This window comes from Sinorhizobium saheli (genome assembly GCF_001651875.1).
GTDB lineage: Bacteria > Pseudomonadota > Alphaproteobacteria > Rhizobiales > Rhizobiaceae > Sinorhizobium > Sinorhizobium saheli.
The window spans coordinates 23,565-30,935 of record NZ_LNQB01000077.1 but is presented as its reverse complement, the minus strand read 5'-3'; the positions used below and the strand labels follow the sequence as shown (position 1 = coordinate 30,935).

General features: G+C 57.0%; 4 protein-coding genes. 1 reads left to right on the top strand and 3 read right to left on the bottom strand.

The features are described 5' to 3' along the window. Positions 1-242: 242 nt before the first annotated feature. Positions 243-1,586 (bottom strand): reverse transcriptase domain-containing protein, encoded by a 1,344-nt coding sequence (locus tag ATB98_RS18095; protein WP_234781940.1) that lies wholly within the window; start codon positions 1,584-1,586, stop codon positions 243-245. 1,443 nt (positions 1,587-3,029) lie between these two features. Between ATB98_RS18095 and ATB98_RS18090 the strand changes: the two genes are divergently transcribed. Next, positions 3,030-4,334: a PAN domain-containing protein gene (locus ATB98_RS18090; protein WP_234781939.1), complete on the top strand. Its 1,305-nt coding sequence runs from the start codon at positions 3,030-3,032 to the stop codon at positions 4,332-4,334. A 359-nt stretch (positions 4,335-4,693) separates the two neighbouring features. On the opposite strand, the gene ATB98_RS30545 is transcribed toward ATB98_RS18090, so the two are convergent. Beyond that, the gene (locus tag ATB98_RS30545; protein WP_167354094.1) at positions 4,694-5,440 is read right to left on the bottom strand and encodes a lipase family protein; all 747 of its coding nucleotides are present in this window, start codon (positions 5,438-5,440) and stop codon (positions 4,694-4,696) included. A gap of 493 nt (positions 5,441-5,933) precedes the next feature. Beyond that, a complete protein-coding gene (locus ATB98_RS18080) occupies positions 5,934-7,358 on the bottom strand; it encodes an N-acetylmuramoyl-L-alanine amidase (protein WP_167354093.1) in 1,425 nt (474 codons plus the stop codon). Positions 7,359-7,371 lie beyond the last annotated feature (13 nt).

Sequence of the window (7,371 nt, the reverse complement as noted above, 5' to 3'; positions counted from 1 at the left end):
TTTTGTGGCTGCTGCTGGCCTGGCTCAATAGCGGCGCAAAAGCCCGCGCCGTTTAAGTCCGCTTATTGTTCACGGCCGACGAGAACGTTCGGCTTGCTCGCAGAGGTTCCGTTCTGAGGGCGAACAGCCATTTAGTTGCTTCGGTAGCGCAGCATACGGACAAAAGACGCGTTTGCGAGTCGGCCTGCCGTTCCAAAAAGCAAGTGAAGCAATCTCACCTGAGGTCACCAACTTGCGTACATTTAGCGTCCTTTTTCCAAGGCCCGCTTTAGATGAGCTCGCATGTTCCGTCGATAGTTTCTAAGTTGCCGATAGATTGGCAGCCCTAAGGGCGCGGTGATCTTTGCGGCCCTAGTCGCGTAGGTCCAGAAAGTCCAGTTCCGCACATCATCCGCCTTGCTCTCGAAGTCCTGGACGCGGCCATATCGCTGAAGAAATGCGCTAACGTTGAACTCCGCGATAATCTGGTCCGTGGACTTTTCAGGGTAGCGTCTAAGCAGTCCCAGAGCGACACGTTTAGCGCTGGCGGCGGCCTTCCGCTGGAGTCCACTTAGCGTACTATCGCGAAGGAACATGTTGCGGCCGTCGTAGCGAAATCCAAGGTACTCCAGCCCATTCTTTCCTTGCTCCCCCATTATCCTGGACCAGCTTTGATCTCCACCGCTCCCCTCATAGCAGAAGATGGCGGATTTCTCGGCTTTGATGCGCAGCTTCGGGCCGTGGAGCACTATCTGGGACCTCACCCACTCCTCAAGTTCGACCGCTGCCACGCGATCTACGGGGACCACGATCAAAATGTCGTCTGAATAACGGAAGTAACGCCCTCCCATCCCATCAACCTTCGCCTTTACGGCAGTGTCGAAATCAAGAAGGTAGAAATTTGCAAGCAGATCTGAGATTGGCGAGCCTTGCGGGATACCGTAGGGTTTCCGGTGCTTCTTAATCAGAGATTTCTGGCCATCGCCACCGGCAATCTTTTCCCGGAATTCCTGGCCCGTACAAAGTCGGCGCGGAATGAGCGACTTCTCGACCAGGTAGCCATTTATCGGCTCGCCCGTTTTCGACATGTATTTGGGACCGATGTAGCCGAGCCGCTCAAAAAGCTCTTCGCGGTCAACGACGGAATACGCGGTGATCGCCTGAAAGACCCTGTAATGGTCAGCAGGAAGGCGATCCGTGCCCAAGAGACCGCACCAAATTGCCTTCAGGCGCCCGTGGTCCAGGCTCTCGAAGAAGCTGCTAATGTCCAAGGCTATCGCACAACAGTTGCCGAGGGCGCGGATCGCGGAAATCGCTTCGAGGGCAAAATGAATGTTGCACTGGCCTCTGCCGTTTGCGCCAATCACTCTTCGATAAGCCAGAACGCTACCGTCGAGGCCACGCTCCTTGAGTTCCTTCTCAAAAGGTTGGGATAGCAGGTGCCGATAGTAGCTGAAGATGTACGAGTCGGCGCGAGAAGCGAACCTGATGGGACGCTCTTTTACATCCCCTTTCTCTCCTTTGTCGGTGAATTTCGTCCAGCGCTGATGGTAGCGTAGGAAGGGAAAGAATGCGTGCGAGGCCACTCTGGTGGGGTCCGCTGCCAACGATCTTGCGTCATCCTCCGAGAGGAATGCATCGAAATGCGGGTAGCTCTTAGGCTTGAACGTCCACTCGCCAGCCGGGCTGCAGGAGCGAGAGGGGGCAAGGTTGCCATGTGCCCTTATGGTCAAATCCCTTGCCCCGCACCGCTTAGTAGATAAGGCACTTCATCGACGTAATCGTCTATACTGTCATCAGGATGCTATGCGCATTCTGCTGGCATCGTCCGATATCAAAGGAGAGCGCAATGGAACTCGCATTGAATACCTTCATAAGCCTTGACAGCTTCAACAGCTGCTCCAGTCCCCCCGATCTGTGAGACCCTCGTGACCAGATAGCGTCCCATTGCTGAGTCGCGATAGTAGGTTACGAAATGCAACCCTAGCTATTCAAGGGGGCAAGCGCGTTTTCCCGAGATTAGTACTAGACTTGCTACAGCCGGTCGGTGTCAGAGCTTGGAGCCGGATAAGTTTTCGAAGACACACTCGCTAGGAGCTCCAGCTAACGCCTGCGGGCAGCTGATCGCGCGTCACAATCGCGAGCGAAATGCATCGATCATCGCCCTTGAGACATCGCCCGGATAGCAAATTGGGTCAGCACCGCCCGGTTTCGAATACGCGCTCCTACGCCCGCAGCGCCGTCCGGACCGGTCGCGACTTTCCGGGCATGGGCACGAACCGCTGTAGCTGGAAATAGACTCAGCGATGATGCGCGGCACAATCACGGCGTCGGAAATCCGCGGGATCGTGGCTGGCTGTTCACTAGACGGCTCAGCGGATGCGGGTGAATCGCGTTTTGGCTTCGACCGCGTTGTCTCGGAGCTAAGGAGATGCGAAGCAATCCATCCTTCTCGCCGCGTGAGATTGTCTTTGACACGCGACCACTCGCCATCGACAGACAGCAAACCGACCGGCCTACCTACGTCGTATCTGTCGAGGATGGCAAACGCCTTGCCCGGTCCTTTTCGCAGGGCAACCCGGCTACCACGCACGAAAACAGTCGCAATCACGTGCTCACGGTCGCCGCTTTCGGCTGCCCCCGGGGATGCGTCTTGCTGAGGCGCAACAACAGAAATGTCAGCGCGGTCTACTGCTAGGGGCAGCTCTTTCTCTGCGACAATTTCTGCTGACGTCGGTGGGGTTTTGGCGATCGGAGCACGGTCGCCAACCGAACCGAGCCAATGGACCAAAGTTGCAGCTACGGCCGCACCAACAAGAAATCGTCGCATGACATCCCCGCCCCTGGGTTGTACCATCCAACGTTTTCCGAAACACAGCAAGCCCACGCGCTCGTCATCCGAGTCCGTGAACGATGACCACGAAACCGTTAGACGTGCATCCGCCGAGATCTCTCATCTGTTGCGACATTAACCGTTATGGCTTTTTTGTGTTGCAACTTGGACTTGATCGATGTTCTCTGAATATAGACGGACTGTGGGAGCACCAATCTTGCCGAGGTTTCAATTCGGCCTCATCCGAGCGATGGCGTTTTTCTTGGCCGTTGTGCTTGGATATAATCCGGCACTGGCCGGCACGAAAAAGTTTGGCCCCTTCTCGTTCGACGAGGGCGACCCAAGTGTCATCACCCTCAAAGGCGAAATCGACCTCTATTCCGCTCTGAATTTCCGGCGGGCGCTTCATGCTTCGCAGAAAGCCAGGTTGCTGGTGCTCGATAGCGTCGGCGGCGCGGTGCAGATGGCACTGTTGATCGCCGACGACGTGCACGAGAAGCGCCTCTCCACCTTCATTCCGGCCGGGAAAGCTTGCTACTCCGCCTGCGCCTTCATTTTCCTCGCCGGCGTCGAACGCCAAGTAGACGGTGAGCTTGGCGTCCACCAGATCTCCAGTGAATCGAACGACCTCGTGAGCGCGCAGCTTTCAATCTCCGACATCATCGACATGCTAGCTCGCTTCGACACGCCGGCAGAAGTCATGACGACGATGTTCAAGACCCCGCCGTCGCAAATGCATGTGTTCTCGAGCGAGGAAATTGGCCGCTACAAGCTCAACCGCAAGGGCTCGGCGTCAGCGTCGACTGAACCCGCTCCCTCAAACCCAACCGTCACCCTCGAGGGCGCGCCACCTTCGACGGCAAACTCCAACAGCGACACCGCCTCCGAACCGAGCGGCCAACAACTTGCCGCTGCCAATCCTGCGCCGGCCGGCCTCGGACAGAGTGAGAAATTGTCGGCGATCGAGGAGTTTGCCCGCAAGCCGACGCGCATTGCCGTTTACACCGGCCTTGACCTGTTTGGCGATGACCTCGCAACAAAGAGGACGATCGATCTGGCGGAATGCGCCAGGAGCTGCCTAGAAATGAACGGCACCTGTAAGGCTTTCACCTTCAATGCCAATCCGAAGATAGTGCGCGGGCCGAACTGCTTCCTGAAGGCAGATGAGGGCCGTGCGGACGGCAACGCTGTCGCTATCTCGGGAAAGTTCCTTGCGAGCGCGGATCCAGACCCGACGTCGTTCAGCATGGGCACGATCGATCCCAAAAGGGCGCTATTCGAAGACGTCGACCTGCCCGGAGGTGATATTGGCGTGCGCCCATCGATCTCGAACGCAACGCCCCTTCAGTGCCGGTTGGCTTGCATCGACAATGACCGCTGCGTCGCGTTCACCTACATCAAGAAGAAGCGGGAATGTTGGATGAAAGGCGCCGTCGGCACGCCTCTCTTCAAGTCTGGCATGATATCCGGCGTGAAGACATTCCAAACCTTCGCGCCAGCGAGGATTATTGGACTCGACTGACGCGGCGTCGCATCTCCCGCTTTGATGGGAGCGGAACCTGAGACCCCGCCATCCGACATCTGTGCAGTTGATGGGATACGAACCGCAAACCACCTGCGTGAATAGCTATGCATCTGCTAAAGCTTATCTTCTTCTGTTCGCCTGCGGGGCTAGTTCCCTTCGATACTTTATGCGACCTTTTTAGCCCAGAACGTGAACATCCTCGCAACAAGCCGTGCACGGGATCTTAAGTACGTTGCTCCTGCGCTCATTGGGAAGTAGACCTCCGGCCCGGCCTGTGCCATTCGAGGCATATCTCGTCTCGCTTGCATCCCGAAAGTCGGCCTTAACGGCGGGAATATTTCTCGGTCCGAGTGTTGTTAGGGGAGTGCAGTCAACGCGGCCATGTAAGCGACCATCGAATGATCACGTCGGAATGATCGGGGGGAGAGCAGTGCAAGGCTTGACGCAAGACGCGCCCGCCAACCCGGGTCCGCGGAAACCTGGTCGCGCCTCAACCAGACGGCACGCCCAACATGGTAGTAAGCGATGGGCGGCGTAAATGGAACTGCGTCCGCTGCGTTTACGACGCGGAGTGTCAAATCGTGAAGTTCCCCATAGAACTCCTTGAACGCTCTCAGCCCAACCGCTGGAGCGCCGAACGTCACAATCCCTCGCAGGTTGCTTGCCACCAGCTCAGGTCGGAGGTGACGGAGCTTAGCTGCCGCCAGCGTGGCAAGTGCACCCCCGAGCGAATGACCAGTGATGTAAAGGCTACGCTGTCCCACCTGAATTTCGTCGAGGATAGACACGAGCGCTTCCAAGCTAGGCCTCTGAGAAGTGCGATCTGTGTAATACAGGGTGCGCTGAAATCCCTGATGCACGTACACTGGCTTGCCACCGCCGCCTTTTGCGAACGGAACCGGGAATGCGCCAAAGTTGGATACAAACCAATCTACGCCCTCCCGGGTTCCGCGGAAGGCCACTATCACGGCGCGGTCATTATAGAGGACGCGGCAAAATCCTCGGCCGTAACTTCCATGGACATATCGCTGGCCAACAATGCGCTCGTTCTCGATAAACAGCGTCTTCTGGTTCAAGGGCCCGGGATAAACCGCCTTTGACATCCGGGCCAATTCCACCACTAGCCCTTTCGAGAACACTCCTAGCATGCCTTATCCCCCCATGCGACACTCAATTTGAACTAGAAATTGTATTCCTTTACAAGCTTCCTCCCATAAATCACCGCAAGAGTTTGCGGGTTAGACCGCGAAGCGCAAACGGCCTCCCACAAAGCCAAGTTCGCCGAAAGGTGGGAGCCCGTTTCCGTACGACCGCCATCCTGATGCGTTGAGATGGGTTTAAGGTCATCGTACACGCTCCAGGATCGCGATTGATGGCAACAATCGTCCTCGGGGGTTGGGTCAAGACTCCAATGCTGAACGAAGGAAGTGGGGCGGATGACCCGCCCTTTCGACACGCACCGACCCTCTTTTTTTGGCGACTGCCGTTGACGGGCGGCCGACCTCGCTGCTTCACTGTTTCAAGCGCTCTGACCAGATTGAACGACAAGATCAGGCGCACCCTCAGAGCGTTCCTCGTCTGACTTTGGCAGCTGTTTCAGGCATTTAGTGCTTTGGCCTCCATCCAGTCGCGCACTCCTCGCAAATAGGCACGCCCCAAAGCCTCCCGACCGACGGTTGCAGCTGCCACGCAGTCACCTGGGTTGGAACCGAAGAACGGCTCGCATAATACGGTTGGAATGTTGGGCAATGCCGAAACTGATTGCCAACCTCTGTCGCCGGGAGCGAGCACGAGCACGCCATCGGTATGTCTCACTTTCACATTGAGGAGCTTGTTCGTCGAGCCTACCAGTTTTGATGCAAGCGTCCTCGAATTCGCACTCGGAAGGCACAACATCTCAAGGCCGTTTGCCTGCGGGTCACTGTTGCTATTGAAGTGGAGCTCCAGAATGCAGGTTGGCTTCCACGTCGCCACCTTTTCGTATGCATCCTTGATCTCCTTCGTGTAGCTGCCGCTAGGCTCTCTCAAAAAGACTTCAACATCCAGGTTATAATGACCTGCCTCGCTCTTCATTCCCTGGGCGACAATCTGGTTGAAGTCGAACTCCATGAGATTTATCGGCGTGACGGAAGCAGCTCCCTTGCTTACGCGGTTATGCCCGACTACAACAGCGACGCGGGTGCCGTCGGAGGCCGTGGACACCGCACCGTTACCAGGATTTGTGCTGGTGCCACTGATACCGAGAAGGTCGCGCGCTTCCTGGAACAATCCAAGGACCTTCCCGACGTACTGAGTATCGCCCGCGTAGCTTGCCGAAATGTGTCGAATATAGGCGACGCCATCGCCCCCGAGCTGATCCCAACCTTCATACGGTCCGCTTCGGATAAAGTGCCAATACCCCGCTACGAACTCGGCAATGGACGAGAAGCGACAGTATGTCGTGGCCTCCCCATCCGTTCCGGTGTAGTCGACGGGAAGGGCATACCCCACCATGCGCTCCCGATACTTCAAGCCGCCAAAATTCAGATGTTCACGAGCGAGCTTGCTTGCTCCCCTCCCCGATTCAAGGATCCACTGCGAAAGGCTCGCGACTCTCAAGCCGTCCGGAACACCCTTGTACGACGTATAGTAGGTTATCAAGTCGGCCCAAACGGTTGGCACAGGCGTTCCATTTCCACTTGTGGGTTGCTTGATGCCCCCGCCCGTGCCGTCTGATTTCCCGCTGGGTGCGGAGCCTATTCCAATCCCGCCAAGCGCCTGGTGGAGCGCCGCCTTGTACACGGCAGGCTCGGATGTTTTCGCCGATGCGATCGCTCGCTCCAACTTGGCCACTGCGGTCGCGACCGAGGCAGCCGCCTGCTCCATCATCAACTCGTCTATCTGCCCGAGGATCACCCACAATCTCGCATAAGCTGCTTTGAGCTGAGCCTGTTCGTCGGCCTCTATGCCTTGTTGCAGCCGGTCTTCAATCGCGATCATGCTTGAGTTGACCGCCGCACGCGCTTCAGAAACGGATGTCATGTTGGCCTCCCAT